General features: G+C 70.9%; 21 protein-coding genes and 1 pseudogene. 11 read left to right on the top strand and 11 right to left on the bottom strand.

What is annotated here, in order from left to right; genetic code table 11:
* The first annotated feature begins 117 nt into the window (after nucleotides 1-117).
* From ureA to cimA, 7 genes are all read left to right on the top strand, one after another.
* Nucleotides 118-801: an urease subunit gamma gene (gene ureA, locus ABT288_RS35735; RefSeq protein ID WP_351616985.1), complete on the top strand. Its 684-nt coding sequence runs from the start codon at nucleotides 118-120 to the stop codon at nucleotides 799-801.
* The gene (locus ABT288_RS35730) at nucleotides 798-2,480 is read left to right on the top strand and encodes an urease subunit alpha (protein WP_351616982.1); all 1,683 of its coding nucleotides are present in this window, start codon (nucleotides 798-800) and stop codon (nucleotides 2,478-2,480) included. The genes ureA and ABT288_RS35730 overlap by 4 nt, the downstream gene beginning before the upstream one ends.
* Before the next feature lie 29 nt (nucleotides 2,481-2,509).
* On the top strand, nucleotides 2,510-3,553 hold the full coding sequence (locus ABT288_RS35725) for an agmatine deiminase family protein (protein ID WP_351616979.1): 1,044 nt from the start codon (nucleotides 2,510-2,512) through the stop codon (nucleotides 3,551-3,553).
* Between the two features lie 26 nt (nucleotides 3,554-3,579).
* Nucleotides 3,580-4,068: a hypothetical protein gene (locus ABT288_RS35720; protein WP_351616976.1), complete on the top strand. Its 489-nt coding sequence runs from the start codon at nucleotides 3,580-3,582 to the stop codon at nucleotides 4,066-4,068.
* Nucleotides 4,065-4,682 carry a TetR/AcrR family transcriptional regulator gene (locus tag ABT288_RS35715; protein ID WP_351616973.1) on the top strand — a complete coding sequence of 206 codons (618 nt, stop codon included), beginning with the start codon at nucleotides 4,065-4,067 and terminating at the stop codon, nucleotides 4,680-4,682. Before ABT288_RS35720 ends, ABT288_RS35715 begins: the two co-directional genes overlap by 4 nt.
* A gap of 38 nt (nucleotides 4,683-4,720) precedes the next feature.
* Nucleotides 4,721-6,022, top strand: a complete 1,302-nt coding sequence (locus ABT288_RS35710; RefSeq protein ID WP_351616970.1) for an MFS transporter — start codon at nucleotides 4,721-4,723, stop codon at nucleotides 6,020-6,022.
* Between the two features lie 287 nt (nucleotides 6,023-6,309).
* Nucleotides 6,310-7,920 (top strand): citramalate synthase, encoded by a 1,611-nt coding sequence (gene cimA / locus ABT288_RS35705; protein WP_351616967.1) that lies wholly within the window; start codon nucleotides 6,310-6,312, stop codon nucleotides 7,918-7,920.
* A gap of 51 nt (nucleotides 7,921-7,971) precedes the next feature.
* Here the strand turns inward: cimA and ABT288_RS35700 are convergent, their stop codons facing one another.
* Both ABT288_RS35700 and ABT288_RS35695 read right to left on the bottom strand, forming a co-directional pair.
* Nucleotides 7,972-8,571 (bottom strand): GOLPH3/VPS74 family protein, encoded by a 600-nt coding sequence (locus ABT288_RS35700; protein ID WP_351616965.1) that lies wholly within the window; start codon nucleotides 8,569-8,571, stop codon nucleotides 7,972-7,974.
* A gap of 89 nt (nucleotides 8,572-8,660) precedes the next feature.
* Nucleotides 8,661-10,526 (bottom strand): ricin-type beta-trefoil lectin domain protein, encoded by a 1,866-nt coding sequence (locus ABT288_RS35695; RefSeq protein ID WP_351616963.1) that lies wholly within the window; start codon nucleotides 10,524-10,526, stop codon nucleotides 8,661-8,663.
* 108 nt (nucleotides 10,527-10,634) lie between these two features.
* Between ABT288_RS35695 and ABT288_RS35690 the strand changes: the two genes are divergently transcribed.
* Nucleotides 10,635-13,649: a glycoside hydrolase family 3 N-terminal domain-containing protein gene (locus ABT288_RS35690; RefSeq protein ID WP_351616960.1), complete on the top strand. Its 3,015-nt coding sequence runs from the start codon at nucleotides 10,635-10,637 to the stop codon at nucleotides 13,647-13,649.
* Nucleotides 13,650-13,697: 48 nt separating this feature from the next.
* On the top strand, nucleotides 13,698-15,056 hold the full coding sequence (locus ABT288_RS35685; RefSeq protein WP_351616957.1) for a hypothetical protein: 1,359 nt from the start codon (nucleotides 13,698-13,700) through the stop codon (nucleotides 15,054-15,056).
* A 126-nt stretch (nucleotides 15,057-15,182) separates the two neighbouring features.
* On the opposite strand, the gene ABT288_RS35680 is transcribed toward ABT288_RS35685, so the two are convergent.
* The gene (locus ABT288_RS35680; RefSeq protein WP_351616954.1) at nucleotides 15,183-15,779 is read right to left on the bottom strand and encodes a YceI family protein; all 597 of its coding nucleotides are present in this window, start codon (nucleotides 15,777-15,779) and stop codon (nucleotides 15,183-15,185) included.
* A 400-nt stretch (nucleotides 15,780-16,179) separates the two neighbouring features.
* Between ABT288_RS35680 and ABT288_RS35675 the strand changes: the two genes are divergently transcribed.
* Nucleotides 16,180-17,775 (top strand): acyl-CoA carboxylase subunit beta, encoded by a 1,596-nt coding sequence (locus ABT288_RS35675; protein ID WP_351616951.1) that lies wholly within the window; start codon nucleotides 16,180-16,182, stop codon nucleotides 17,773-17,775.
* A gap of 57 nt (nucleotides 17,776-17,832) precedes the next feature.
* A complete protein-coding gene (locus tag ABT288_RS35670; RefSeq protein WP_351616948.1) occupies nucleotides 17,833-18,027 on the top strand; it encodes an acyl-CoA carboxylase subunit epsilon in 195 nt (64 codons plus the stop codon).
* 126 nt (nucleotides 18,028-18,153) lie between these two features.
* On the opposite strand, the gene ABT288_RS35665 is transcribed toward ABT288_RS35670, so the two are convergent.
* From ABT288_RS35665 to ABT288_RS35630, 8 genes and pseudogenes are all read right to left on the bottom strand, one after another.
* Nucleotides 18,154-18,735, bottom strand: coding sequence for a GTP-binding protein (locus ABT288_RS35665; protein WP_031224757.1), 582 nt, complete (start codon nucleotides 18,733-18,735; stop codon nucleotides 18,154-18,156).
* Entirely contained in the window at nucleotides 18,716-19,285 is a 570-nt protein-coding gene (locus tag ABT288_RS35660) for a DUF742 domain-containing protein (RefSeq protein ID WP_351616945.1), read from the bottom strand. Before ABT288_RS35660 ends, ABT288_RS35665 begins: the two co-directional genes overlap by 20 nt.
* 97 nt (nucleotides 19,286-19,382) lie before the next feature.
* A complete protein-coding gene (locus ABT288_RS35655; RefSeq protein ID WP_004983065.1) occupies nucleotides 19,383-19,796 on the bottom strand; it encodes a roadblock/LC7 domain-containing protein in 414 nt (137 codons plus the stop codon).
* 10 nt (nucleotides 19,797-19,806) lie between these two features.
* Nucleotides 19,807-23,031 carry a sensor histidine kinase gene (locus tag ABT288_RS35650; protein ID WP_351616942.1) on the bottom strand — a complete coding sequence of 1,075 codons (3,225 nt, stop codon included), beginning with the start codon at nucleotides 23,029-23,031 and terminating at the stop codon, nucleotides 19,807-19,809.
* A 389-nt stretch (nucleotides 23,032-23,420) separates the two neighbouring features.
* Nucleotides 23,421-23,996 carry a GTP-binding protein gene (locus ABT288_RS35645; RefSeq protein WP_351616939.1) on the bottom strand — a complete coding sequence of 192 codons (576 nt, stop codon included), beginning with the start codon at nucleotides 23,994-23,996 and terminating at the stop codon, nucleotides 23,421-23,423.
* Entirely contained in the window at nucleotides 23,977-24,375 is a 399-nt protein-coding gene (locus ABT288_RS35640) for a DUF742 domain-containing protein (RefSeq protein ID WP_030168425.1), read from the bottom strand. The genes ABT288_RS35645 and ABT288_RS35640 overlap by 20 nt, the downstream gene beginning before the upstream one ends.
* Before the next feature lie 111 nt (nucleotides 24,376-24,486).
* Complete coding sequence (locus ABT288_RS35635) at nucleotides 24,487-24,900, bottom strand: roadblock/LC7 domain-containing protein (RefSeq protein WP_023546525.1); 414 nt, start codon at nucleotides 24,898-24,900, stop codon at nucleotides 24,487-24,489.
* Nucleotides 24,901-24,909: 9 nt separating this feature from the next.
* A pseudogene (locus ABT288_RS35630) lies at nucleotides 24,910-26,224 on the bottom strand (nitrate- and nitrite sensing domain-containing protein); the annotation flags it as partial.

The following is a 26,224-nucleotide window of genomic DNA, read 5'->3' as shown; positions in this document are numbered from 1 at the left end:
TCAGTTTGAGCGACGTTCAATGTCTGTGAAGCTGAGCCGACAGTCAATGCTTCAGTTTCACGAATTCTGTGTTTAGAGTGGTGTTCTAAAGTATGGAAGGCAAGGAGGTGCCGCGTCGTGAGACTGACCCCTACGGAACGTGACCGGCTGCTGCTCTTCGGAGCCGCCGAGCTGGCCCGGGCCCGCCGGGCGCGCGGCCTCAGGCTCAACGTGCCGGAGGCGACCGCGCTGATCGCGGACACGGTGTGCGAGGCGGCCCGGGACGGCCGGCGGCTCGCCGAGGCCATCGAGGCGGCCCGCTGCGTGCTGGGCCCGGGGGACGTCCTGCCGGGTGTCGCCGACGTCGTCACCGAGGTGATGGTCGAGGCGGTCTTCGACGACGGCTCCCGGCTCGCGGTGGTCTCCGACCCCATCGGCGGCGGCCTCGGCGACCAGGCACCGGGCGCGCTGCTCCCGGCGCCCGAGCACGCCGAGCCCGGGGCGGTCGTACGGCTCACGGTCACCAACACGGCGACCGTGCCGGTCTCCGTCACCTCCCACTTCCACTTCTTCGAGGCCAACCCGCGGCTGGACTTCGCCCGGGAGAGGGCCTACGGGATGCGGCTCGCCGTCCCCGCGGGCTCCTCGGTGCGCTTCGGCCCCGGCGAGAGCGTCGAGGTGGGACTGGTGCCGATCGGCGGCGACCGGATCGCGATCGGCTTCGCCGGACTGGTCGACGGGCCGCTGGACGCGCCCGGCGCGAAGGAGGAGGCCCTGCGCAGGGCCGAAGCCTGCGGATACCTGGGAGCGGAGAACCGATGAACCCCTACGAGTACGCGGCCACCCACGGCCCCCGCGCCGGCGACCGCATCCGCCTCGGCGACTCCGGGCTCACGATCCGCGTGGAGTCCGACTCGCAGCGCCACGGCGACGAGTTCCTGGCCGGCTTCGGCAAGACCGCCCGCGACGGACTGCACCTGAAGGCCGCCGCCGTCCGTGAGACCTGTGACGTCGTCATCAGCAACGTCGTCGTGATCGACCCGGTGCAGGGCATCCGCAAGGTCTCCATCGGCATCCGGGAGGGCCGGATCTGCTCGATCGGGCGGGCCGGCAATCCCGACACCCTCGACGGCGTCGACGTCGTCGTCGGCACGGGCACGTCGATCGTCTCCGGCGAGGGGCTGATCGCCACCGCAGGGGCCGTCGACACCCATGTCCACCTGCTGTCGCCGCGCATCATGGAGGCCTCCCTCGCCTCCGGCGTGACCACGGTCATCGGCCAGGAGTTCGGCCCCGTGTGGGGCGTCGGCGTCAACTCGCCCTGGGCGCTGCGCCACGCCTTCAACGCCTTCGACGCCTGGCCGGTCAACATCGGCTTCCTGGGCCGGGGTTCGTCGTCCCACAGCGCTCCTCTGGTCGAGGCGCTGGCCGAGGGCGGCGCGTCCGGCTTCAAGGTGCACGAGGACATGGGCGCCCACACCCGGGCCCTGGACACCGCCCTGCGGGTCGCCGAGGAGCACGACGTCCAGGTCGCCCTGCACAGCGACGGCCTGAACGAGTGCCTGTCGGTCGAGGACACCCTGAAGGTGCTTCAGGGCCGGACCATCCACGCCTTCCACATCGAGGGCTGCGGCGGCGGACACGTGCCCAACGTGCTGAAGATGGCCGGTGTCCCCAACGTCATCGGCTCCTCCACCAACCCCACCCTGCCCTTCGGCCGGGACGCGGTCGCCGAGCACTACGGCATGATCGTCTCCGTCCACGACCTCAAGCCCGACCTGCCCGGCGACGCCGCCATGGCCCGCGACCGCATCCGCGCCGGCACCATGGGCGCCGAGGACGTGCTGCACGACCTGGGCGCGATCGGCATCACCTCCTCCGACGCCCAGGGCATGGGCCGCGCCGGTGAGACGGTCCGCCGCACCTTCGCCATGGCCGGCAAGATGAAGGCCGAACTGGGCCCGATGGACGGCGACGGCGAGGGCGACGACAACGCCCGCGTCCTGCGCTACATGGCGAAGCTCACCATCAACCCCGCCATCGCGCACGGCCTCTCCCACGAGGTCGGCTCGATCGAGGCCGGCAAGCTCGCCGACATCGTGCTGTGGCGCCCGGAGTACTTCGGTGCCAAGCCGCAGCTCGTGCTCAAGGCCGGCTTCCCGGCGTACGGCGTGACCGGCGACCCCAACGCGGCCACCGACACCTGCGAACCCCTCGTGCTGGGCCCGCAGTTCGGCTCCTACGGCGCCACGGCGGCCGACATCTCGGTCGCGTTCGTCGCCCGGGCGGCCCTGGACCAGGGCAACGACACGATGCCCACGAGGCGCAGAAGGGTCGCCGTGCGCGGCACCCGGGGCATCGGCCCGGCCGACCTGCGGCTGAACGCCCGCATCGGAGCGGTCGACGTCGACCAGCGCACCGGCCTGGTCACCCTCGACGGCGACCCGCTGCGCTCCGAGCCCGCCGACTCCGTCTCCCTCAACCGCCTCTACTTCCTCTGACCGCCTGACACAAGGATCCGGGAACCCATATGACCACCCCCGCCGCCGACGGCTTCCGTATGCCCGCCGAGTGGACCCCGCACGAGCGCACCTGGATGGCGTGGCCGGGGCCCAACCCCACCTTCGACGACCCGGACGACCTCGCCGCCTCCCGCGCCGCCTGGGCCTCGGTGGCCCGTGCGATCCGCCGCTTCGAGCCGGTGACGGTCGTCTGCGGTCCCGGTCAGTCGGCGCAGGCGCAGGCGCTGCTCGGCCCGGACATCGACACCGTCGAACGCGACCTGGACGACGCCTGGATGCGGGACATCGGCCCCACCTTCCTGACCAACGGCCGAGGCGAACTGGCCGCCGTGGACTGGACGTTCAACGGCTGGGGGGCGCAGGACTGGGCCCGCTGGGAGCACGACTCCAAGATCGCCGCGTATGTCTCCGACCTCGCGGGCGCGAAGACGTACGCCTCGAGGCTGGTCAACGAGGGCGGCGCGATCCATGTCGACGGCGAGGGCACCGTGCTGCTCACCGAGACCGTGCAGCTCGGCCCCGAGCGCAACCCGCACTGGTCGAAGGAGGAGGCCGAGGCGGAGATCCACGCCCACCTCGGCACGGAGAAGGCGATCTGGCTGCCGCGCGGCCTCACCGGCGACTACCCGCCCCATGGCTTCGGCACGCTGGGCCACGTCGACATCGTGGCCGCCTTCGCCCGGCCGGGTGTCGTGGTGGCGCACTCCCAGCCGGACCCGGCCCACCCCGACCACGAGGTCACCAAGGAGGTCATCGGCATCCTGAAGTCGGCGACCGACGCGCGCGGCCGCAGGCTGGAGGTCGTGGAGGTGCCCGCACCGACCGCCCTGGAGGCCGACGGCCACTGGGCCGACTACTCCTACATCAACCACTACATCTGCAACGGCGGCCTGGTGCTGTGCGGCTTCGACGACCCGCGCGACGAGATCGCCGCCGGGATCTTCCGCCGCCTCTTCCCCGAGCGGACGGTGACCCTGGTGGACGCTCGTACGATCTTCGCGGGTGGGGGCGGCATCCACTGCATCACCCAGCAGCAGCCGAAGGTCCGGTGACGGCCGCGGTCAGGTAGAACATACGCGTGGATGTACTGCTCTGCGCCGCGTGCGGCCACCGGCTGACCGACCCCGTCCGGCTCCTCGCCGAGATCCCCGAGCCCCCGGGATGGGACGGCCTGCCGGGACCCGACGGACTGCGCCGGGCTCCGGCATCGATGCCGCGGGGCACCTACGCCGTCGACCCGTTGCCGCACGGGGCCCCGTTCGTACCCGTCCCGGACGACGAGGAGTACGACGGCGTGGTGCCCGGCGGGAAGTGGATGTCCGACGAGCGTGGATTCCTCGTCTCGGCCGGGCCGCGCGGCACGTACGTCCTGCATCCGCTCGACGTGGTCGAACTGGATGCCCATCCCGACGTCATGCGCGGCATGGGCTGCTGTGGTCCCGACGGGGAGCACGGCGTCAACCGGGTGTGCGTGTGCGGTGCCGAGGTGGCGATCGCAGCCGCGGACTGCACCACCGAGTACGCGACCCGGTTCGTCCCCGACGCCGTACGAAGGGTCCCGGCATGACCGAGCCCCCGTCCCCCCGCCGCCGCACCCCCGCCCCGCCCCGCGAGGACGTCCTCGCCGCCGCCATGGACATGATCGCCGAGCGCGGTCTGGAGAAGCTCACCATGGCGGCGCTCGGCCGCGAGGTCGGGATGAGCAGCGGCCATCTCCTGTACTACTTCCACTCCAAGGACGAACTGCTGCTGCGGACCCTGGAATGGAGCGAGGGCCGGCTCGGTGCGGCGCGGGGCCGGTTGCTCACCGGTACCGGTACCGCGAGCGAGCGTCTTTCCGCCTACGTCGACCTGTACGTCCCCGACGGCCACCGCGACCCGCACTGGACGCTGTGGCTGGAGGTCTGGAACCGCTCGCAGAACGCCGACGACGACGCGCGTGCCCGGCAGGCGGCCATCGAGGGTGCGTGGCACCGCGATCTGGTCGCGCTGATCGCCGAGGGCGTGTCGCGCGGGGAGTTCCGGCGGGTGGACGCGGACCGCTTCGCGGCGAGGCTGCGCGCGCTGCTCGACGGGTTCTCCATCCATGTGGCCATCGGGTTGCGCGGCACGGACCGGGACCAAGTGCTCGTGCAGGTGAGGGAGTTCATCGCCGACTCGCTGCTGGTGCCGGCCGGGTGAAGGAATCGTCCGCTCCGGTGCCGGGCAGGTACCGGCGCATGGGACGACAACACTGGAAGAGGATCTGGGTCGGTTCGGCGGGCAACATGGTCGAGTGGTTCGACTGGTTCGTGTACGCGAGCTTCGCCACCTACTTCGCCGGCGCGTTCTTCCCGAGCGGCAACCCCACCGCCCAGCTCATGAACACCGCCGGCATCTTCGCCGTCGGGTTCTTCATGCGCCCCGTGGGCGGCTGGCTGCTGGGGCGGGTCGGCGACCGCAAGGGCCGCAAGGCGGCACTGACGCTGACCGTCACGCTGATGTCCGCGTCGGCGATCCTCATCGCCGTCGCCCCGACCTACGCGGTCGCCGGCTACGGCGGCGCGCTCGTGCTGCTCGTCGCCCGACTGCTGCAGGGTCTGTCGGTGGGCGGCGAGTACGCGGCCAGCGCCACCTATCTGACCGAGGCCTCGGACCCGAACCGGCGCGGGTTCGCCTCCAGCTTCCAGTACGTCTCCATGACCGCGGGGCAGATCGTCGGCCTCGGGCTGCTGATCATCCTGCAACACACCATGTCCGACGCCGCCCTGCACGGCTACGGCTGGCGCATCCCGTTCGTCGTGGGCGCGCTCGGCGCGGCGATCGTCTTCTATCTGCGGCGCACCATGCTGGAGACCGAGGTGTACGAGGAGGACGCCTCTCACGCCGAGGAGCGCGGCACCCTGCGCGCCCTGTGGCAGCACCGGCGGGAGGCGTTCCTGGTCATCGCCCTCACCATGGGCGGCACGGTCGCGTACTACACGTACACCACCTATCTGACCAAGTACCTGTCCAACTCGGCCGGACTGTCCAAGCAGACGGCGACGCTGGTGTCCTTCACCGCGCTGATCGTCTTCGCCTGCCTCCAGCCGCTCGCCGGCGCCCTGTCGGACCGGATCGGGCGCCGCCCGCTGCTCATCGCCTTCGCGGTCGGCTCCACCGTCCTCACCGTGCCGATCATGACCCTGCTCAAGCACGCGGGCAGCTTCTGGCCGGCCCTCGGTCTCGCCCTGCTCGCGCTGGTCGTCGTCACCGGTTACACCTCGATCAACGCCTGTGTGAAAGCCGAGCTGTTCCCGACCGGGGTGCGCGCCCTCGGCGTGGCCCTGCCGTACGCCATCGCCAACGCCCTCTTCGGCGGCACGGCGGAATACGTCGCTCTGTGGTTCAAGCACGCCGGGATCGAGTCCGGCTTCTCCTGGTACGTGGCGGGCTGCGCCGCCGTGTCGCTGCTGGTGTACGTCACCATGCGGGAGACGAAGGACCTGGACCTCGCCCGGATGAGGGACCGTACGGATTCCAGTGTGACGACCGCATCCTGAGACGGTCGGGGAGCCGGGGGCGGGGGTGTGCCAGACTGCCCCCGTGCTCTCGTTCGCCATGATTATGGGCAGCAGGCGCGCCGGTCCGCAGTGACCACCTCGTACGACCAGGTGCGGGTGGCCACCGTCGTCCTCGACCCGCGCGCAGACCTCTCGCACCCGCGAGGGGTTTTTTCGTTTTCCGGCCCACCTTCAGCCGGGGAACGGGGGCGCGAGGGACCATTGGGGGGACGGTGGAGCCGGTCATTCCGGTAAGACCGAAGATCCACAACAGGAGCCTTGACACCATGACCGAGACGGCAACCAGCGAGCTCGACGACTCGTTCCACGTCTTCGACACCACGCTGCGCGACGGCGCGCAGCGCGAGGGAATCAACCTCACTGTCGCGGACAAGCTCGCCATCGCACGGCACCTGGACGACTTCGGCGTGGGCTTCATCGAGGGCGGCTGGCCCGGCGCGAACCCCCGCGACACCGAGTTCTTCGCCCGCGCACAGGCCGAGATCGACTTCAGGCACGCCCAGCTGGTCGCCTTCGGCGCCACCCGCCGCGCGGGTGCGAAAGCCGCCGAGGACCCGCAGGTCAGGGCCCTGCTCGAGTCCGGCGCCCCGGTGATCACCCTGGTCGCCAAGTCGCACGACCGGCATGTGGAACTGGCGCTGCGCACCACGCTCGACGAGAACCTGGAGATGGTCCGCGACACGGTGTCGTACCTGAAGGACCAGGGCCGCCGGGTCTTCGTCGACTGCGAGCACTTCTTCGACGGCTACCGCGCCAACCCCGAGTACGCCAAGGCCGTCGTCCGTACGGCCGCCGAGGCCGGCGCCGATGTCGTCATCCTCTGTGACACCAACGGCGGCATGCTCCCCGCCCAGATCCACGCCGTCGTCGCCACCGTCCTCGCCGACACCGGCGCCCGGCTCGGCATCCACGCCCAGGACGACACCGGCTGCGCGGTCGCCAACACGCTGGCCGCCGTCGACGCGGGCGCCACCCACGTGCAGTGCACCGCCAACGGCTACGGCGAGCGGGTCGGCAACGCCAACCTCTTCCCGGTCGTCGCCGCCCTGGAGCTGAAGTACGGCAAGAAGGTGCTGCCCGACGGCAAGCTCCGCGAGACGACCCGGATCTCGCACGCCATCGCCGAGGTCGTCAACCTGACCCCCTCCACCCATCAGCCGTACGTGGGCGTGTCGGCCTTCGCGCACAAGGCCGGCCTGCACGCCTCCGCGATCAAGGTCGACCCGGACCTGTACCAGCACATCGACCCCGAGCTGGTCGGCAACACCATGCGCATGCTGGTCTCCGACATGGCGGGCCGCGCCTCCGTCGAGCTCAAGGGCAAGGAGCTCGGCATCGACCTCGGCGGCGACCGGGAACTGGTCGGCCGGGTGGTCGAGCGGGTGAAGGAGCGCGAGCTCAAGGGCTACACCTACGAGGCGGCGGACGCCAGCTTCGAGCTGCTGCTGCGGGCCGAGGTCGAGGGCCGCCCGCTGAAGTACTTCGACGTGGAGTCCTGGCGGGCCATCGTCGAGGACCGCCCCGACGGCACGCACGCCAACGAGGCCACGGTGAAGCTGTGGGCCAAGAGCGAGCGGATCGTCGCCACGGCGGAGGGCAACGGCCCGGTCAACGCCCTGGACCGCGCGCTGCGCGTGGCCCTGGAGAAGATCTACCCGCAGCTCGCCAAGCTGGACCTGGTCGACTACAAGGTCCGCATCCTGGAGGGCGTGCACGGCACCTCCTCCACCACCCGCGTCCTGATCTCCACCTCGGACGGCTCCGGCGAGTGGTCCACGGTCGGCGTGGCGGAGAACGTCATCGCCGCGTCCTGGCAGGCCCTGGAGGACGCGTACACGTACGGGCTGCTGCGGGCGGGAGTGACACCGGCGGAGTAGCTCCGCCGGTCCGGCGGGGGCGCCTCCCGGTGAGCGGCGCCCCCCGCTGGGCTACGGCGCGCGCCAGATGTTGTCGAACGCCGCGTTCTCGATGCGTCGGCGCTCCCGTACGGCCCCCAGCTCGGTCACCGCGTCGCCGACCGCCAGGAGCACCGTGACGACCGCCTCGTCGCCGGGCTCCTCCTCGGGCGGCCGCTCGCCCTGGATGCCCAGGGTGGCGGCGAGCCCGGTGAGGACCGGCTCGCGGGACCACCAGCGGTCGGCGGCATGGCGCCGGGCCGGGGTGTCGGCGGCGGCCGCCTTGTCGGCCCGGTGCGGCCAGCGGTGCCGCTTCCCGGAGAGCTGGCCGCCGGTGTCCAGGACGTCGCGGTAGGCCGTGGCCAGCCCCTCGCCCCGGCGCCACAGCCAGTCCTCGACCGTCTCGTACGGCTCCTCGCGCACGAGCGCGGCCCCGGCCTCGTCCAGCATCCGGTCGCCCGTGGTCAGCACGGGCCCGGGCACGATGCGCTCGCCGTCCAGGGTGAGCGCCCGCGCCCCGAGCAGGTCGACCAGCTCGGCCCCCGCGAGTGCCAGCGACAGATCGCCCGGCTCGACGGGGTGATCGCCGGGCACGTCGAGGCTGACGAGGAACAGATCCTGCGGTGTGGTCATACCTCATCGTCCCCCAGCCGCCGGGCGGGCGCCGCTCAGCGGCGCCCGCGGGTGAACCGCACCCGTCGGGGACGGCCTGGTGGGGTGCGCTACTGCAGGTGCCACTTCTGGTTCGCGGCCCCGGTGCACGACCAGATCTGTGCCCGCGCCCCGTTCGCCGACGAGTTGTCGGTCACGTCGAGGCACTTGTTCGCGGCGAGGTTCACGACGTCCCCGGTGGACGCGTTGTACGACCACTGCTGGGCGCCGGTGCCGTTGCAGTCGTACAACTGCGCCTTGGCGCCGTCCGCGGTCGAACCCGACGTCACGTCCAGGCACTTGCCGAGCGCCTGGACGGACCCGTCGGCCGCCACCGTCCACTGCTGGGCGGCGGTGCCGTTGCAGTCGTAGAGCTGCACGGCCGTGCCGTTGGCGCTCGAACCGCCCGCCACGTCCAGGCACTTGCCGGCCAGGCCGACGAAGGAGCCGGTCCGTGCGCCGCCGTCGGACTGGGTGCCGGACCAGGTGAAGGTGGCCGAGGTCCTGCCGGGCAGCGAGTAAGTGGCGTGCTGGGAGCCCCAGTCGATGGTGACGGTCTGCGCCGAGGAGGAGCCGTTGTACGCGATCAGCGCCTTGCTGCCGTCGGGGTTGCGCCAGGCCACGTTCGGCACGGTGGTGGACGCCGTGGAGGCGATCCGCTGGGCGCCCGGCCGGACGAACTTGGTCAGCTGGCCCATGTCGTAGTACTCGACGGTGTAGTCCACGGTGCCGCTCTGCCCGTCCCCGTTGTGCACGGTGATCAGGCCTGTGCAGGTGCCGCAACCGCCGTTGTGGGGGCCGCCGTTCTGGTCCACGGCCAGCGACCACTTGGTCACCGACTTCGCCCAGTTGCGGGTGTAGTCGATGATGTTGGACATGTCCTCGCGCTGCTGGTCGGCGATCCAGGTGCCACCGGAGTGCTCGGTGCCGAACGCGTCCAGCGAGGGGTACTGGTCGTGCACGGTCGTCTGCTTGGCGACGTCACCGCCGTAGCCGTGCCAGGCGATCCCGCCGAAGTTGGGGTGGTTGCGGATCGCCGGGTCGTCCACGGACTGGGCCGCGTAGGAGTCGTAGGTGTCCCAGTTCCAGTCGTGGGCCAGCACCTTGGTGTTCAGCCCCGCCGACTGCAGCTGCGGCAGCAGGTCGTTCTTGAGGAAATACTGGATGCCGGACGCGTTCCAGCTCATCGAGGGGTAGCCGGAACAGCAGGTCGGCTCGTTCTGCGGGGTGACGTACGAGACGTCGATCCCCTGGTCCCTGTACGCCTGGAGGTACTTCACGAAGTAGCCGGCGTACGCCCCGTAGTCCTCGGCCTTCAGCCAGCCGCCGTTCAGCGAGCCGCTGTCCTTCATCCAGGCCGGGGCGGTCCAGGGGGAGGCCATCACCGTCAGCGACGGGTTCAGCTGGAGCGCCTGCCTGGTGAGCGGCACGACGTCCGCGAGGTCGTGCGCGATCGAGAACCTGGCCAGGTTCGCGTCCGTCTGGCCGGACGGCACGTCGTCGTACGTGTAGCCGTACCGCGCGAGGTCGGAGGCGCCCATCGGGTTGCGCAGGAACGACAGTCCGATGCCGTCCGTCGGCGAGAACAGCTTGCGCATGGTCGCGTCCCGGGTCGCCTGCGACAGCGCGCCGCTGCTGTTCATCAGCCAGGCCGCGGTGTCCGTGAAGGACGCGCCGCCGCCGGTGAAGGTCTGGTAGCGGGTGTTCTCGTCCACGGTGATGTTCGTGCCGCCGCCGCCCGTGCCGGACTGGAAGGCGAACGGCGTCTGCGGCTCGAGGCCGCGCACGACATGCCGGCCGGCCGAGTCGTCGGTGGTGGTGAGCCAGGCCGTGACCTGCTCGCCGGCCGCGTGCGCGGGGGGTACGGCGGCAAAGAGGCCGGTGGCGGAGAGCAGCCCGGCCAGCAGCAGCCGGACCGTGCGGGGGGTTCTCCTCATGTGCGTCGCCCTTCAACTGACGTGCACTCTTGACGGGTTGGGGAGCCGTTAGTTAACTCACGGCGTGATCTAAGCCATGAGTGAACCATGAGAGCCGAGGGAAGGTCCATGCCGAGAACCGCCCTGCTCGTCTCCGGGGCCCTGCTCGCCGCCCTGTTGCCCCTGTCCGCCGCGGCGCACGCCGCCGACGACCCCGCGCCCGTCCCCGTCGACCGCTTCGAGGGCGAGGTCCCCTTCGCCGCCCAGCCCGCCGACGGCATCTTCACCTGGGGAAGCGACGCCGACGACCCGCCCGCCCTGCACCTCACCGACCGCGCCGACGCCCCCGAGGGCGCCAAGGTCCTCACCGGCACCTACGACATCAGCGGCTACGGCGGCTTCACCCACGACTTCGCCGCCGGCCAACCCGCCCACGACTGGTCCGCCCACCAGGGCATCCGCTTCTGGTGGGAGGGCCGGGACAACGGCCGGAAGATCGCCTTCGAGATCAAGGACGGCGGCGCCAACGGCGAGGCATCCGAACTCTGGACGACGTCCTTCACCGACGACTTCACCGGCTGGAAGCAGATCGAGCTCCCCTTCACCGACTTCACCTACCGCACCGACTACCAGCCCGTCGGCGGCATCGACCATGTCCTCGGCCTCACACAGATGTGGGGGTACGCCGTCACGCTCCCGGCCGGCACCAAGGGCGACTTCGCCATGGACGACGTCGAGCTGTACGGAAAGGCAGACCAGTCGCTGCGCGCCTCCGTCAGCACCGACGCGGCCGTCTACCCGGTCGAGCAGGGCGGCACCGCCGCGGTCAAGGTCACCCTGGCCACGACCGGGGACCGGCCCGTCGACGACCCGGTGACGGTCACCTACGCGACCGGGGGCGGCACCGCCACCGCCGGCCGGGACTACACCCCGGCCGAAGGCACCCTGACCTTCCCCGCCGGTACCGCGTCCGGCACCTCGCGGACGATCGAGGTGCCCACACGGAAGAACCGGTCCGCGGCGCCCGCCAGGACCATCCCGCTCAAGCTCACGGTCACCGGCGCCAAGGCGCCCGCCGAGACCCCGCAGGTCGTCGTCGACGCCCACGGACTGCCGTACCTGAACAGCAGGTTGCCCGTGCGGAAGCGCGTCGCGGACCTGCTGTCCCGCATGTCCCTTCAGGAGAAGGCCGGGCAGATGACCCAGGCCGAGCGCGGGGCCGTCGGGACCGGGGGCGACATCGCCGCGTACGACCTCGGCTCGCTGCTCTCCGGTGGCGGCTCCACGCCCACGCCCAACACCCCCGAGGCCTGGGCGAGGATGGTCGACGGCTTCCAGCTCCGGGCGCAGGCGACGCGCTTCCAGATCCCGCTGATCTACGGCGTCGACGCGGTCCACGGCCACAACAACCTGGCCGGCGCCACGATCATGCCGCACAACATCGGCATCGGCGCGAGCCGGGATCCCCGACTGGCCGAGAGGACAGGGGCGGTGACGGCCGCCGAGGTCCGAGCCACCGGCATCCCCTGGGACTTCGCGCCCTGCCTGTGCGTGAGCCGTGACGAACGCTGGGGCCGCTCCTACGAGTCCTTCGGCGAGGACCCCGCCCTCGTGCAGTCCATGGAGACCATCATCCAGGGCCTGCAGGGCCGGGCCGACGGACGGGACCTGAGCCGGAACGACAAGGTGCTCGCCACCGCCAAGCACTTCGTCGGCGACGGAGGCACCGCGTACGGCTCCTCGACCACCGGCACCTACACCATCGACCAGGGCGTCACCACGGTCACCCGGCAGCAGCTTCAGGACATCCACCTGGCGCCGTACCGGACCGCCGTCGAGCGGGGCATCGGCACGGTCATGCCGTCGTACTCCTCCCTCGACATCGTCGGGGACGGCCAGGGCGCGGTGAAGATGCACGCCCGCGGCGACATGATCAACGGCGTGCTCAAGGGCCGGATGGGCTTCGGCGGCTTCGTCATCAGCGACTGGAACGCCATCGACCAGCTCCCCGGCGACTACGCCACCCACGTCCGCACGGCGGTGAACGCGGGCGTCGACATGATGATGGTGCCGTACGGCTACAAGGACTTCAGCGGCACCCTCGTCGACGAGGTGAAGGCGGGCCGGATCAGCGAGAGGCGGATCGACGACGCCGTCTCCCGCATCCTCACCCAGAAGTTCAGGCTGGGGCTGTTCGAGCACCCCTACGCCGACACGTCCGGCGCCGCCGCCATCGGTTCCCCGGCTCACCGGGCGGTCGCCCGCCAGGCCGCCGCCGAGTCGCAGGTGCTGCTGAAGAACAGCGGCGGGCTGCTGCCGCTGAGGAAGAGCGAGAAGGTGTACGTCGCCGGGTCCAACGCCGACGACCTCGGCAACCAGACCGGTGGCTGGACCCTCACCTGGCAGGGCGCGTCCGGCACCCACACCCGGGGCACGACCATCCTGCAGGGCATGCGCGCCGCCGGCGGGAACGTCACCTACTCCAAGGACGCCTCCGCGCCGACGGACGGCTACGACGCCGGCGTGGTCGTCGTCGGCGAGACCCCGTACGCCGAGGGCGTCGGCGACGTCGGCAACGGGCACTCGCTGCAGCTGTCGGCGGCCGACCAGGCGGCCGTGGACAAGGTCTGCGCGGCCATGAAGTGCGCGGTGCTGATCGTCTCCGGCCGCCCGCAGCTCGTCGGCGACCGGCTCGGCAGGATCGACGCGCTGGTCGCCTCCTGGCTGCCCGGCACCGAGGGCGAGGGCGTGGCCGACGTCCTCTACGGCAACCGCCCCTTCACCGGACAGCTCCCGGTGACCTGGCCGAGGTCCGAGTCCCAGCTGCCGATCAACGTCGGCGACGCGTCGTACGACCCGCAGTTCCCCTACGGCTGGGGCCTGACCACGCTCACCGGCGTCCCGAGCGGCGGCACGGCCACCCTGAAGGCGCTGGGTGCGGCGGCGACGGCGGCCGAGCGCAGGGGCGACGCCCGGGCCGGCCGTGAGCTGGTCACCAAGGCGCGGCTGCTGGTCCAGCAGAAGACCGGCGACCGGATGACACCGGCGGCGGCCAGACCCTTCGCCGACGCCGACCACATGCTGCTGACCGGACGGTACGGAAAGGCGGTGGAGAAGCTCATCGAGGCCTACGGGGCCGCGTAGACCCGAACGGTATGACCGATTAGGGGAGGCTTCGGGTAGCTTCGAAGGATGAAGGCCGTCCTGCGGACCCGAAGCCTCCCAGCCCTGCTGCTGGCCGCCCTCGCCCTGGTCGTCGCCACCGTCTTCGCGCCCGGGGCGAGCGCGGACACCAGCGTCTCCGCCATCGCCCAGGCCCTCCGCACGAGCCCGGTCTACGTCGACCCGGCCGCCTCGGCCCAGCTGCCGAAGGCGGACGCCGACGCGCTCGCGAAACGCATCAAGGAAGCGAACAAACCACTGTTCGTCGCGGTGCTCCCGGCCGGCTACCCGACCCGGAACCTCTTCTCCGACCTGCGCGCGGCCACCGGCGTCACCGGCCTGTACGGCATCCGCCTCGGCGACCGCTTCGACGCCCGCGCCGACTCCTCCGTCATGTCGGCGACGGCCCGGCGGAACCTGGTCACGAGCGTCCAGGGCGAGCCGGCGGGGGCCCAGCTCACCGACTTCACCGACCGCGCCCTGGCCACCATGCACGGCCACGCCCCGTCGAGCTGGGGCGGCTCCGCCGGGGGATCCTCCGGCACGGCCGCCCTGATCGCGGTGGCCGCGGTGCTGGTGGTGGGCGGTGCGGGCGCCTACGCACTGGTGCGCCGCAGCCGCAGGCGGCGCGCCGAGGAGCAGCGGGCCGCCCTGGACCGCCTCCGGGTGGTCGTGGACGAGGACATCACCGCCTACGGTGAGGAGCTGGACCGCCTCGACTTCCAGCCGGCCGAGCCGGGCGCCGACGACGCGATGCGCGCGGACTACGAACACGCCCTCGACGCCTACGAGACCGCCAAGCAGCGCATGGCGCGGGCGAGCCGCCCGGAGGACGTGCGCACGGTCACCGAGGCTCTGGAGGACGGCCGCTTCTCCCTGGCCCGGCTGGCCGCCCGCCGAGAGGGCAGGCCCTTGCCCGAGCGCCGCCCGCCCTGCTTCTTCGACCCCCGGCACGGCCCCTCCGTGGCCGACGCCACCTGGACCCCGCCCGGCGGTGCCCCGCGCCAGGTCCCCGTCTGCGCGGCCGACGCCACCCGGCTGGCCGACGGCCGCGACCCGGTCATCCGCGAGGTCGACACGGACCACGGCCGCCGCCCCTACTGGGACGCGGGCCCCGCCTACGGCCCCTGGGCGGGCGGCTACTTCGGCGGCGGCATCCTGCCCGGCCTGCTCGTCGGCACCCTCCTCGGCAGCATGATGGCCACGCCCTCGTACGCGGCCGACTACGGCACCGGATACGGCGACTTCGGCCCCGGCGGTGACTTCGGGGGCGACTACCAGGGCGGCGACGTCTCCGGCACGGACTTCGACGCCGGGGATTTCGGCGGCGGGTTCGGGGACGGCGGGGACTTCGGCGGCGGAGGGGGCGACTTCGGCGGGGGGTTCTGAACGCCGGATCCGCCTCAACCGGACCTGCCGGGATCCGGCGCCATGCTCGCCGGACACGCGAGCGCCCGCCTCCCGTTTCCGGGGAGCGGGCGCGCTCGGGGTGGTGCCGGCCGGAACGCCGGAGGCTCAGGCCTGCTTGATCGCCGAGATGTCGAAGTGCAGCTTGATCTTGTCGGAGACGAGCATCCCGCCGGTCTCCAGCGCCGCGTTCCAGGTGAGGCCCCACTCGGAGCGCAGGATCTCGGCCTTGCCCTCGAAGCCCACGCGCTCGTTGCCGAACGGGTCCTTCGCGGCGCCGTTGAACTCCAGGTCGATGGTGATCGGCTTGGTCACGCCGAGGAGGGAGAGGTCGCCGGTGATGCGGTAGTCGTCGCCGCCCAGGGCCTCCGCCTTGGTGGAGCGGAAGGTCATGACCGGGAACTCGTCGATCTTGAAGAAGTCGGACGACTTCAGGTGACCGTCGCGGTCGGCGTTGCCGGTCTCGACGCTCTCCACCTTGACGTCGAGCGCGGCGGTGGAGTTGCTGGGGTCGGCCCCGTCCAGGTGCAGGGTGCCGGAGAAGTCCTGGAAGGCTCCCTTGACGTTGGTGACCATCGCGTGGCGCGCCACGAAACCGATCGTGGTGTGCGCCGGGTCGATGGTGTAGTCGCCGGTCAGCGCGGTCAGGTCGGCGCCGGCGGCAGGGGCCTGCGGGGTGTTCTCTTTGCGGCTGAAGATGCCCATGTCGTTCTCCTGAAGTTTCTGTTTAATGTTCAACGAACCCAACGGATTCGACGGTAGACCTATTCCGTTCAGTTTTCAACATCATCCGCAGAGTGACTTCGCGATAACGTCTGGTGATCACATGCCCCTGGAGTCGACCGGTACGGTAGGGACGTGGAGATCCCTCCGGCGGTCCGCCGTCCGAGGCTCCGTGTCACCCCGGCGATGGCATGCGCCAGCCACGAATGTGAGGTGGCTCTCAGGTGACGTCTTTGTGGCTCCCCTACAACCCCGACGCCCTGTGAGCAGTCGGAACGGCTGCACGCGGTCATGGTTCTGTTCACTGCTACCAGGAAAACGGGCCGGAGACTGTACGGAGTCAACGGCTCGCTTTCCTTGGTGTCCTTCGTAAGGTCGCTACATGACCGTTTTGGAAGAGACGACGGGTGAGCCGACCGGTGAGCCGACGGACGCACGCGGACGGGTCGCCGAGCTGCACGACATTCGTGCCCGGGCCGTGGCCGGCCCCAGCGAGAAGGCGACCGAGGCGCAGCACGCCAAGGGCAAGCTGACGGCGCGGGAGCGGATCGAGCTGCTCCTGGACCCGGGGTCCTTCCAGGAGGTCGAGCAGCTGCGCCGGCACCGGGCGACCGGTTTCGGCCTTGAGGCGAAGAAGCCGTACACCGACGGTGTCATCACCGGCTGGGGCACGGTGGAGGGCCGTACCGTCTTCGTCTACGCGCATGACTTCCGGATCTTCGGCGGCGCGCTGGGCGAGGCCCACGCCACCAAGATCCACAAGATCATGGACATGGCCATCGCGGCCGGCGCGCCCCTCGTGTCGCTGAACGACGGCGCCGGCGCCCGGATCCAGGAGGGCGTCAGCGCCCTCGCCGGGTACGGCGGCATCTTCCAGCGCAACACCAAAGCGTCAGGTGTCATCCCGCAGATCTCGGTGATGCTCGGCCCGTGCGCGGGCGGCGCGGCCTACTCTCCGGCCCTGACCGACTTCGTCTTCATGGTCCGCGAGACCTCGCAGATGTTCATCACCGGCCCGGACGTGGTCAAGGCGGTCACGGGCGAGGAGATCACCCAGAACGGGCTCGGCGGCGCCGACGTCCACGCCGAGACCTCCGGCGTCTGCCACTTCGCGTACGACGACGAGGAGACCTGCATCGCCGAGGTGCGGTACCTGCTGTCGCTCCTGCCGCAGAACAACCGCGAGAACCCGCCCCGGGTGGACTCCTCCGATCCGGCGGACCGCCGCAGTGACGTCCTCCTGGACCTGGTCCCGGCCGACGGCAACCGGCCGTACGACATGGCCAAGGTCATCGAGGAGATCGTCGACGACGGTGACTACCTGGAGGTCCACGAGCGCTGGGCGCGGAACATCATCTGCGCGTTGGGCCGCCTGGACGGCCAGGTCGTCGGCATCATCGCCAACCAGCCGCAGGTCCTCGCCGGCGTTCTGGACATCGAGGCGAGTGAAAAAGCTGCGCGCTTTGTCCAGATGTGTGACGCTTTCAATATCCCGATCGTCACCTTCCTGGACGTGCCGGGGTTCCTCCCCGGTGTCGACCAGGAGCACGGCGGAATCATCCGCCACGGCGCGAAGCTGCTGTACGCCTACTGCAACGCGACCGTGCCGAGGATTTCGCTGATCCTGCGCAAGGCGTACGGAGGTGCCTACATCGTCATGGACTCCCAGTCGATCGGCGCCGACCTCACCTACGCCTGGCCGACCAACGAGATCGCCGTCATGGGCGCGGAAGGCGCCGCGAACGTCATCTTCCGTCGCCAGATCGCCGGCGCGGAAGACCCCGAGGCCATGCGCCAGAAGATGGTCAAGGAGTACAAGGCCGAGCTGATGCACCCGTACTACGCGGCCGAACGCGGCCTCGTGGACGACGTCATCGACCCCGCCGAGACCCGTGAGGTCCTGGTCAAGTCCCTGGCCATGCTGCAGTCCAAGCACGCCGACCTGCCCTCCCGCAAGCACGGCAACCCCCCGCAGTAACCGAGCGGACCCGCCGCGGCAACCCCGCGGACCTCTCTCTCACGGAGACTGACACCCATGAGCACTCCTGACATCCGCGTCGAGAAGGGCCACGCCGAGCCCGAGGAAGTCGCCGCCATCACGGCCGTCCTCCTGGCCCGCGCCGCCGCCCAGCCGACGCCTGCGGTCCACACCCACCGACGCGCCAAGGCCGGCTGGCGCCGCCTGGAACGCGAGGGCGGCTTCCGGGCGCCGCACAGCTGGCACGGCTAGACCGCGCCGCTCAGCAGACCACAGAAGAAGGGCCCCTCCACTGCGGAGGGGCCCTTCCCGCTGTCTGCGCACCGACGAAAGAACCCCGCGCCCTCAAGGGGCGCGGGGTTCCTCATGAACGATCGTCTACCGCAGGCGGGCCATCAGAGCGTGCTCCACCAGCGTGATCAGCGTCGACTTGGCGTCAGCCCTGTGGCGGGCGTCGGTCGTGATGATCGGGGTGTCGGGGCCGATCTGGAGAGCCTCGCGGACCTCGTCGGGGTTGTACGGCTGGTTGCCGTCGAAGCCGTTGAGGGCGATGACGAAGGGCAGGCCGCTGTTCTCGAAGTAGTCGACGGCCGGGAAGCAGTCGGCCAGGCGCCGGGTGTCCACGAGCACCACCGCGCCGATCGCGCCGCGTACCAGGTCGTCCCACATGAACCAGAACCGGTCCTGACCCGGCGTACCGAAGAGGTAGAGGATCAGGTCCTGGTCGAGGGTGATACGGCCGAAGTCCATGGCCACCGTGGTGGTGGTCTTGTCTCCGGTGTGGGTGAGGTCGTCGATGCCGGCCGAAGCGGACGTCATGACGGCCTCTGTGCGCAGCGGGTTGATCTCCGAGACGGCGCCGACGAACGTGGTCTTGCCCACGCCGAAGCCGCCCGCCACCACGATCTTCGCGGAGGTGGTGGAGCGGGAAGGACCGCCGCTAGAGCTTGCGAAGTCCACTGAGCACCCTTTCGAGCAGTGTCACGTCTGGCTGGCCACCGGCGTTCTCGTCGCCGCCGGGCTGATGGATGGCGACCAGGCCCGCCTCCGCCAAGTCGGCGACGAGGATCCTGGCCACGCCGAGGGGGATTGTCAGGAGCGCGGAGATTTCGGCTACCGACTTGATCTCCCGGCACAGGTTGCAGATCCGCTGATGCTCGGGCAGCTGGCCCTGCATCTGGTGCGGAGCGGCGGTGGTGTGCACCAGTGCCTCGATGGCGAGCTGGTAGCGCGGGCGGGTCCGGCCGCCGGTCATGGCGTACGGACGCACCAAGGGGTTGTTGGACGCCGTGGCCGGCGCCGGCTCGGGGCGGCGCTGGGGCTGCACCGGCTGGATGCGCGGGGCCGGGGGCTGGTCGTACGGCGAGGGGCCCGGGCCCTGCGGGGCGTACGGCTGCCGGTGGCTCGGGGCGGAGGGGAAGTTGTACCGGTTCGCGGAACCGTCGCCCTGACCCTGGGCAGGGCCGTACGACCAGTTTCCCGAATTCGAACCGCCTGGGGGTGTTGCCACTCTCTTCTCCTCCTCCGACTGCGTCGGGCACCCATCCGTGTGGAGCCGCGTCCCGAAACCTTACGGCCACGGGACGCGAATACGCATCGTCCCTTAATTAGTTGAGAAGGCTTCCCTGGAGCTCCGCGCGGAGATCCGGGGTGAGGACCGTGCCCGCGCGGTCCACCAGAAGGGCCATCTCGTACCCGATGAGGCCGATGTCCGCTTCCGGGTGGGCCAGGACAGCGAGCGACGAACCGTCAGAGATGGACATGATGAAGAGGAATCCCCGCTCCATCTCCACAACCGTCTGATTCACGCTGCCTCCCTCGAAGATCCGGGAGGCGCCTGCCGTCAGAGACGTCAGACCGGAGGCGACGGCCGCGAGCTGGTCGGCGCGGTCGCGGGGGAAGCCTTCGGACATCGCCAGAAGGAGTCCGTCGGCGGAGACCACCACCGTGTGGGACACCCCCGGGGTGTTGTCCACGAAGTTGGTGATCAACCAGTTCAGGTTCTGTGCCGCCTGGCTCATCGGGCTCACACTAACGCTCCTGGTTGTAGGTGCTGTCAGGACCGAAGCCCTGGCCGTTCGTTTCACTGCCTGCGCTGCGTCCGCGCTGGACGCCCCGACGCAGGTTGCTCAGCCTGCCCCGGACGTCCTCCGGGGCGCGGGAGACCTGTGGGCCCCCCTGGGGGGTGGTTTCGGCGGCACCCGAGACCAGATTGGCCTTGGGCACCCGCCGCGGCAGGCCCGAGGCGGTGACCCCGCCTGCCTTGGGCTTCCGGAGCTGCGCCGCCTGCTGCCACCGCTCGTCGTTCTGCGAGCGCCAGCCGCTGTCGCCGTTCGTCCCCGGAGTGTTGCCCGGTGCGGGAGCCGACGCTTCCTGCTGCCCGCGCGCCGCGCTACCCGAGGTACCCGAGCCGTTGGAACCGCTCGCCACGGATCCGCGGCGGGGCAGCCCGGCGTCGGTCAGCTCGTGGGCGGCGGGAGAGGCCGGTCCCGGACGGTCGAAGCCTACGCGGTTCCGCTCACCTGCGTCAGCGGCCTGCGAGGATTCCGTTTCCGGAGCGTAATGAGCCGGGTAGCCGTTCTGGTAGCCGTCCTGCTGGGGCTGCTGCGGCCAGTCGTCCTGGTACGACGGGCTCGCGGCCGGCTCCGCGTACGCGGGGTCCGGGTAGCCGCCGTTGGAGGCGTAGTACTGCTCGTCGTACGGCTTGTCGTACGACTGCTCCTCGAACGAGGCCTGCTGCGGCTCCGCGTAGGCCTGCTCCTCGTACGTCTGCTGCGGCTGCTCCTGGTAGGACCGCTCCTCGTACGACGGCTGCCGGGGCTCCTGGTACGCCGGCTGTTCGTCGAACAGCGGGTCGGAGTAGCCGGTGGGGGCCTCCGTGGCCTCCTGCTGCGGCAGCGCGGGCTGCTGGCCGTGCGCCTGTGCCTCCAGGGCCGCACGGCGCTCCTCGCGCATCAGGGAGCGGCCGACGGGGTCCAGGTCGCGGATGTCGTCGGGGACTTCCACGTACCGGCTGTCGTCGAAGCCCAGTTCGGCGGCGGTGCGCATGGGCTGCGCCTGGGTGAAGTTCTCCCCCTGGAACTGCTGCTCCGGGATGATCTGCGAGACGGTGAACTCCTCGCGGTCCAGCGGGGTCTCGCCGCCACCGCCGTGCGTGATCGCGTCCGGCAGCATGACCAGCGAGGTCGTGCCGGCCTGCTCGCCCGAGGGGCGCAGCTGGACGCGGATGCCGTGCCGGTCGGACAGCCGGCCGACCACGAACAGGCCCATGCGCTGGGAGATCGCGGCGTCCACGGTCGGCGGGTTGGCCAGCTTGTGGTTGATGTCCGCGAAGTCCTCGGCGGTCAGGCCGATGCCCTTGTCGTGGATCTCGATCATGACGCGGCCGTCGGGCAGCCGGGTCGCGGTGACGCGGACCTTGGTCTGCGGGGAGGAGAACGTGGTGGCGTTCTCCAGCAGCTCGGCCAGCAGGTGCACGAGGTCGGTGACCGCGCGGCCGTGGATCTCGGCCTCGGGGACGCCGGACAGCTCGATGCGTTCGTACTGCTCCACCTCGGAGGAGGCGGCGCGCAGCACGTCGACCAGCGGGACCGGCTGGTCCCAGCGGCGGCCGGGCTCCTCGCCGGCGAGGACCAGGAGGTTCTCGCCGTTGCGGCGCATACGGGTCGCGAGGTGGTCCAGGCGGAAGAGGTTCTCCAGCTGGTCCGGGTCGGCCTCGTTGTTCTCCAGGTCGGTGATCAGGGTCAGCTGGCCCTCGATCAGCGACTGGTTGCGGCGCGAGAGGTTGGTGAAGATCGCGTTGATGTTGCCCCGCAGCAGGGCCTGCTCGGAGGCCAGCCGGACCGCCTCGCGGTGGACCTGGTCGAAGGCGCGGGCGACCTCGCCGATCTCGTCCTTGGTGGTGATCGGGATCGGGGCGACCCGGGTGTCGACCCGGCCGGGGTCGGTGCGGGAGAGCTGGTCGACCAGCATCGGCAGCCGCTGCTCGGCGATGCCGAAGGCGGCGTTGCGCAGCTGGCGCATCGAACGGCTCATCTGGCGGGCCACGGCACCGGCCAGGATGAAGGCGAGCAGCAGAGCGACCACGACGACGGCACCGGTGATGAACGCGGAGTTCTTGGCGTCGTCCGCGATGCCGGAGGCCTCGTTCACCGCCTTGTCGGCCATGTCCGACTCGATCGTGCGGTACGCGTCGAACTTGAGGGTGTTGACCGCCCACCAGTTCTGGGGCGTGATGCCCCTGAGCGCGAGCTGCTGGCGCGCGGCCGTGCTGGTGGAGTCCAGCGTGGCGAGGGCCGTGACCATGTCCTTCGGGTCGGACGGCGGCGCGACGTAGGCGGGGTCCTTGGCCTTGGCCTGCTGGACCATCCCCACGGCCTTGGCCTGGATGTCCTTCTTCGCCGTGTCCAGCTTCGCCGCGTCGGCCTCGGTGCCGCCGCCGATGTACTCCTCGACGGCGATGCCCTCGAGGTAGGCGTAGGAGGAGAGGGCGACGCGCTGGCTCGCCAGGTTGGGGGCGTCGGGACCCGGCTTGAACAGCATGTGCATGCCGATCGAGCGGTCCAGCGACAGTGCCGCCTTGGTGAGCGACATGGCGTAGACGGTACGGCCGTAGGAGGTGATGTTGCCGGTGCCCAGACCGAGCTCGTTGGCGAACTCCATCAGCGGGTGGGCGACCTTGACGTAGCCCTCCTCGGTCTGCACGCCGGTGAACTTGGAGGTGTACGCGGCGGCGCGCAGCGTCTGCAGGAAGGGCTCGGCCTCGCGGAACAGCTTGAGCCGGCGCTCCAGGCCGGACTGGTGCGGCATGTTCTGCGCGGCCTGGTCGAAGGCGTCGGCGGCCTGGTCGGTGGCGTTGCGGGCCGCCGTGATGGTCGCCTTGTCCTGGGCGGTCGCCAGCTTGCCCTTCAGCAGCGGTGCCGCGGTGATGTCGCGCTCGTTCTCGAGCGCGTTGGCGTACGACAGTGAGGCGCGCACCAGGCGGGCGGTGTTCTCGGCGTCGCGGGCCTGCTGCCAGGTGTCGATCGAGGTCTTCACCTGGAAGCCGCCCATGACGAGACCGACCGCCACGGGTATCAGCAGGATCGCGTTCAGTCTGGTCGGCACGCGCCAGTTGCGCGGGGAGAACCGGCCGCCGCTCGGCGCGGGCGCGGCCGCCGGCTCCGCACCGGTCACAGGGGTGGGCGCCGCAGCGCGCGGCGGCGGGGTGAAGTTGCCCCGCGCCGACGGCTCGGGACCGTTCTTGCTTCGCCTCACTCGACCAACAACCTCTCGGCGGTCGGCACCTACGTCGTGCCGCAGTCTCTCAGAGCCCGGTTCGTCATCGACTACTGAGTACGTCTTTGACTATTGGGCAGTTCAGGCATTCCAGCACGGGGACCAGTGCTCTTCCAAACAGCGGAAACCCCTGAGCCACGCTCTTGCAACGCCCAGATAAAACGGTCATAAAGAGCGAGCCCCAGCAAAAGGCGGGGCGATTGTGAGCACAGCGGCACTGCGCGACCGCGTCGCGTGGTGGTGCCGGGGGATTCCTCTGCCGAACTGTTATGAACACCGGAGCCGACCGTGTCAAAGGCCACAGTCGGCTCCGGCGCCCTCAAGGCAACTGCCGTACATGTCGTCGCACTTGAGTGCGTACGTGTGTGCTACTTGAGCCGTGCCATCAGGGCGTGCTCGACCAGCGTGATCAGCGCACTCTTGGCGTCCGCGCGGTGCCGGGCGTCGGTCCTGATGATCGGGGTGTCGGGGCCGATCTGCAGCGCTTCCCGCACTTCCTCGGGGGCGTAGGGCTGCTGGCCGTCGAAGCCGTTGAGGGCGACGACGAAGGGCAGGCCGCTGTTCTCGAAGTAGTCGACGGCCGGGAAGCAGTCGGCCAGGCGCCGGGTGTCCACGAGCACCACCGCGCCGATCGCGCCGCGTACCAGGTCGTCCCACATGAACCAGAACCGGTCCTGACCCGGGGTGCCGAACAGGTAGAGGATCAGGTCCTGGTCGAGGGTGATACGGCCGAAGTCCATGGCCACCGTGGTGGTGGTCTTGTCTCCGGTGTGGGTGAGGTCGTCGATGCCGGCCGAAGCGGACGTCATGACGGCCTCTGTGCGCAGCGGGTTGATCTCCGAGACGGCGCCGACGAACGTGGTCTTGCCCACGCCGAAGCCGCCCGCCACCACGATCTTCGCGGAGGTGGTGGCCCGGCCCGCGTCAGAGCTTGCGAAGTCCACTGAGCACCCTTTCGAGCAGCGTCACGTCCGGTGCGCCGCCGTTGTTCTCGTCGCCACCTGGCTGGTGGATGGCGACCAGGCCGGCCTCGGCGAGGTCGGCGACCAGGATCCGGGCCACCCCGAGCGGCATGGTCAGCAGCGCGGAGACCTCCGCGACCGACTTGACCTCACGGCACAGGTGGCAGATGCGCTGGTGCTCCGGGAGCAGTCCCATGAGCGCTGCCGGGTCGGCCGTGGTGCTGATCAGCGCCTCGATGGCGAGCTGATACCGCGGCCGGGTCCGGCCACCGGTCATCGCGTACGGCCGTACCAGTGGCTGGTCGCCCTCGTCCCCGTACGGTTCCGCATACGGATCGTGATGGGCGGTGGGCGGGGTCATGAATCCTCCGGGCGGGACAGCAAGTCGGTCAGTCAAGCCGTCGGACGGGGCCGGTGGGGGGATTGTGGCGGCCGGACGGTGTTTTCGTGAGGTGGGTGGTGCCGGGGGCGGTCAGTGAAGCAGACTGCCCTGGAGTTCGGCGCGCAGGTCCGGGGTGAGTACCGCCCCTGCGCGGTCGACGAGCAGTGCCATCTCGTAGCCGACGAGGCCGATGTCGCACTCCGGGTGGGCCAGGACCGCGAGGGACGACCCGTCCGAGACGGACATCAGGAAGAGGAACCCGCGCTCCATCTCGACGACCGTCTGCGCCACGGTGCCGCCCTCGAAGATCCGGGAGGCCCCGGCCGTGAGGGAGGTCAGCCCGGACGCGACGGCCGCCAGCTGGTCGGCGCGGTCCCGCGGGAAGCCTTCGGACATCGCCAGCAGAAGGCCGTCGGCGGAGACCACCACTGTGTGGGACACCCCGGGGGTGTTGTCCACGAAGTTGGTGATCAACCAGTTCAGGTTCTGTGCCGCCTGGCTCATCGGACTCAACTAACGCTCCTGCTGGTGAGTGGGGCTCGGGAAGCTGCCGGTCTGGCCGCTGCCGGCCTGACGGCCCTGAGCGATGCCCCGACGGAGGTTGGTCAGCCGCCCGCGTACGTCGTCAGGCGCACGCGAGACCTGCGGACCGGCTTGGTGCTGTTGCTGCTGAGCCGTGCCCGGGACGAGGTTCGCCCGGGGCACCCGGCGCGGCAGGCCGGAGGTGGTGATACCGCCCGCCGCGGGCTGGCGGACGCGCTCGGCCTGGCGGACGATCTCGTCGTTCGGCGAGGTGCGCCAGGAGCCGGTGGTGGAGCCGTTGCCGGCCGCCCCCGCGCCCGCGGGACGCTGCGGAGCCGGGGCGGGCGCCTGCTGCGGTGCGGCCTGCTGCTGCGGACCGCCGTGGAACCAGTTGGTCTCCAGCGTGTCGTACAGCGGGGTACGGCCGTCGATCGGGCCGCTGGCCGGCGGCAGCGCCTCCGGCTCACGCTGTGCCGGACGCTGCTGCTGCGGGGCGTGCGGAGCCTGCGGACGCGGGGCGCCGAAGTCGCCCCGGCCGGCCGGCTGCGGGCGCTCGAACTGACCGGTGTGCGCCGGGTTCTGGCGCCCGGGCAGGGCGTGCTGGCCCGTGGAGCTGCCGTCGTAGCCGCCGTCGAAGCCCTGCGGGGCCGCGAACTGGCCGGTGTTCCGGCCCGTGTTCCGGGCGTTGTCGTCCGGCCGCGCCGACGGGGTGCCGAAGACGTCGGAGCGAACGAACTGACCCGAGTCCTCCCCGCCGCCGGGGCGGTCGAACTGCCCGGTCTGCTGCGGGTTTTCGGGGCGTGCGAACTGGCCCGTCTGCTGCGGGTTCTCGGGCCGCGCGAACTGGCCGGTGTTCTGGGGACCGCCCAGGCCGTTCATGCCGTTCAGGTCCGGGCGCGGGAACTCGCCCGTGGCCGCCGGGCCCTGAGTGTCGAACCGGGGTATCGCCGGTATCTCGGCGGTCGAGCCCGGACCCTGCCGGTCGTCGACGCGCGGCATGCGCGCGGTGTGCGCCGGGCCCTGCTCGTCGTGGCCGCGCGGGGCGTCCAGCGAGGCACGCGACAGCGGGGCCTGGGGGTCGCTCCAGTCCGGGGTGCGCGGCTGCTGGTCACCGCCGGGCAGTTCGGCCCGCGGGCCGCCGCGCGGCGGCAGCTGGGGCTGGCGGCCCTGGTCGGAGCCGGCGCCGGACCGCTGCGGGCCGCGGCCGCCGAAGCCGTCACTGCCGAAGGCGTCCTGCTGCGGACCGCCCGGGTTCGCGCCCTGCAGGCCCTGCGGGGCGCCGGGCGCCTGACCGCCGAAGCCGCCC

This window comes from Streptomyces sp. NPDC001093 (genome assembly GCF_040298985.1).
Classification (GTDB): Bacteria; Actinomycetota; Actinomycetes; order Streptomycetales; family Streptomycetaceae; genus Streptomyces.
This window is presented reverse-complemented; position numbering and strand designations above follow the sequence as displayed.

Bases quoted from the DNA above. Each gene is read 5' to 3' on its own strand.
- ABT288_RS35715 (WP_351616973.1), top strand. From the start codon at position 4,065: ATGACCGAGCCCCCGTCCCCCCGCCGCCGCACCCCCGCCCCGCCCCGC.
- ABT288_RS35730 (WP_351616982.1), top strand. From the start codon at position 798: ATGAACCCCTACGAGTACGCGGCCACCCACGGCCCCCGCGCCGGCGAC.
- ABT288_RS35695 (WP_351616963.1), bottom strand. From the start codon at position 10,526: ATGAGGAGAACCCCCCGCACGGTCCGGCTGCTGCTGGCCGGGCTGCTC.
- ABT288_RS35635 (WP_023546525.1), bottom strand. From the start codon at position 24,900: ATGAGCCAGGCGGCACAGAACCTGAACTGGTTGATCACCAACTTCGTG.
- cimA (WP_351616967.1), top strand. From the start codon at position 6,310: ATGACCGAGACGGCAACCAGCGAGCTCGACGACTCGTTCCACGTCTTC.
- ABT288_RS35655 (WP_004983065.1), bottom strand. From the start codon at position 19,796: ATGAGCCAGGCGGCACAGAACCTGAACTGGTTGATCACCAACTTCGTG.
- ABT288_RS35680 (WP_351616954.1), bottom strand. From the start codon at position 15,779: ATGGGCATCTTCAGCCGCAAAGAGAACACCCCGCAGGCCCCTGCCGCC.
- ABT288_RS35725 (WP_351616979.1), top strand. From the start codon at position 2,510: ATGACCACCCCCGCCGCCGACGGCTTCCGTATGCCCGCCGAGTGGACC.
- ABT288_RS35700 (WP_351616965.1), bottom strand. From the start codon at position 8,571: ATGACCACACCGCAGGATCTGTTCCTCGTCAGCCTCGACGTGCCCGGC.
- ABT288_RS35670 (WP_351616948.1), top strand. From the start codon at position 17,833: ATGAGCACTCCTGACATCCGCGTCGAGAAGGGCCACGCCGAGCCCGAG.
- ABT288_RS35710 (WP_351616970.1), top strand. From the start codon at position 4,721: ATGGGACGACAACACTGGAAGAGGATCTGGGTCGGTTCGGCGGGCAAC.
- ABT288_RS35685 (WP_351616957.1), top strand. From the start codon at position 13,698: ATGAAGGCCGTCCTGCGGACCCGAAGCCTCCCAGCCCTGCTGCTGGCC.
- ABT288_RS35640 (WP_030168425.1), bottom strand. From the start codon at position 24,375: ATGACCCCGCCCACCGCCCATCACGATCCGTATGCGGAACCGTACGGG.
- ABT288_RS35675 (WP_351616951.1), top strand. From the start codon at position 16,180: ATGACCGTTTTGGAAGAGACGACGGGTGAGCCGACCGGTGAGCCGACG.
- ABT288_RS35690 (WP_351616960.1), top strand. From the start codon at position 10,635: ATGCCGAGAACCGCCCTGCTCGTCTCCGGGGCCCTGCTCGCCGCCCTG.